General features: G+C 43.8%; 1 protein-coding gene and 1 tRNA gene. Both read right to left on the bottom strand.

The features are described from left to right. Positions 1 to 180: 180 nt before the first annotated feature. Positions 181 to 1,137, bottom strand: a complete 957-nt coding sequence (gene ytfQ / locus H0248_RS18755; protein ID WP_180787055.1) for a galactofuranose ABC transporter, galactofuranose-binding protein YtfQ — start codon at positions 1,135 to 1,137, stop codon at positions 181 to 183. Between the two features lie 439 nt (positions 1,138 to 1,576). After that, positions 1,577 to 1,652, bottom strand: a tRNA-Trp gene (locus H0248_RS18750). Positions 1,653 to 1,751: the final 99 nt, after the last annotated feature.

Raw genomic sequence — 1,751 nt, 5'->3', positions numbered from 1 at the left:
AAGTGAGTTAGATCTCGCCCTGACATCACACCTGAGCAATATTATGGTAAGTAGGCTGACAATATTCACTGTCCCGTGATTAAACGGTGCAGAAAACATAGCAAGCCCACTTTCCCATATTTATATTTCTGCCAGGTATTTAGCAAAATTTATATCAATGATAAATCCACAATATAAATATCAATAACCAAGGTATTTCTTGGTTTCATATTCCTGTTTTGCCGTGTCAGGCAGTAATAAACGTGATTCGGTTTGAATGAATTTTTCAGGCTGTTTCCCGTCCTTCTTCATCGCTAATAAAGCATCAAAAGCAGGACCAGCCATATTAGGTGTTAATTCAACGGTGGCATTAGCTTCGCCATTCATCATAGCTTTAAAAATGTCGGGGACACCATCAATGGAGACAACTTTTATTTGTGAACCAGGTTTCAGACCAGCCTCTTTAATTGCCTGAATAGCACCTATTGCCATGTCATCATTATGTGCATAAACCGCACAGATATTTTTCCCATTCTGCTCAGCTTTAATAAAGCTTTCCATGACCTCTTTACCCTTGCTACGAGTAAAGTCCCCCGACTGCGAGCGAATAATTTTTATCTGTGGATCTGAAGCTATACCGTCAGCAAACCCTTTCTTACGGTTTATCGCAACGCTAGCCCCAACCGTTCCCTGCAACTCAACAACATTACAAGGTTTGCCAGCGGCTTCTTTCACAAGCCACTCACCAGCCACTTTTCCTTCATAAACGCTATCAGAGGCGATAGCCGCGGTGTACAACGATGGATCGCTAACCTCAATCGTTCTATCAAGCAGGAACACCGGGATTTTTGCTTCTTTCGCTTCCTGTAAGACTGGCGCCCAACCTGTCGCGACAACTGGAGCAATAAATATGGCATCTACGCCCTGAGCGATGAACGACCGCACAGCCTTAATCTGATTTTCCTGCTTTTGCTGAGCATCCGCTATTTTTAACGTTATCCCACGCTTCTCGGCTTCCTGCTTTGACACCTTAGTTTCCGCAGAGCGCCATCCTGATTCTGAACCAATCTGGGAAAACCCAACCGTTAAGGGTTTTGCCTGTACGGCACCACATAACGCAGTGCTTACAGCAACAGCTACCAGTAAACGTCTGTACATACTTAAACTCCTTCTGTGTAGTCTTACAGCTACTTAGTCAGATTTCAGGTACAGCATAGCGCTACGAATTTCTGCTGTAGCGCTACCGATGTGATGTTGGCAGGTATCACTAACAAGTGAATGCAACCTGAAAGATCGTTCTGAAAAACAACTTCCTTTCACTCAGGTTGTAGATAGTTTTAGTTCAAATATCGAACAAGGTGAATGAGCAAGTTCACAACCTGGTATTACGGTTATTTTGTGCATATTTACAGCTAAATCAGCACGATCTCTCAACAGCACATTAGCGAATTTTATCTATTAAATAACAACACGTTAGATTAATTAGACATCCAGAGGGGAGAAATAACGGAGAAATTGAAAAGAGGGATACGAGACAGGATCGAGCATAGAGTACAGATCAAAAAAAACCCTTCACGATGACGTGAAGGGTTTTATTTGGCAGGGGCGGAGAGACTCGAACTCGCGACACCCGGTTTTGGAGACCGGTGCTCTACCAACTGAGCTACGCCCCTAAATTACGCTTAACATTATGCCTGCTAAAGTTAGCAGGCATAATTTTTAATAAGTGGCGGAACGGACGGGGCTCGAACCCGCGACCCCCTGCGTGACAG

Origin of the sequence: Pectobacterium brasiliense (assembly GCF_013449685.1) — a bacterium.
Classification (GTDB): domain Bacteria; phylum Pseudomonadota; class Gammaproteobacteria; order Enterobacterales; family Enterobacteriaceae; genus Pectobacterium; species Pectobacterium brasiliense_A.
The sequence above is the reverse complement of the archived record's forward strand: the minus strand, read 5'-3'. Positions and strand labels throughout refer to the sequence as shown.

Coding starts and splice junctions, on each gene's coding strand:
- ytfQ (WP_180787055.1), bottom strand. CDS start 1,137: ATGTACAGACGTTTACTGGTAGCTGTTGCTGTAAGCACTGCGTTATGT.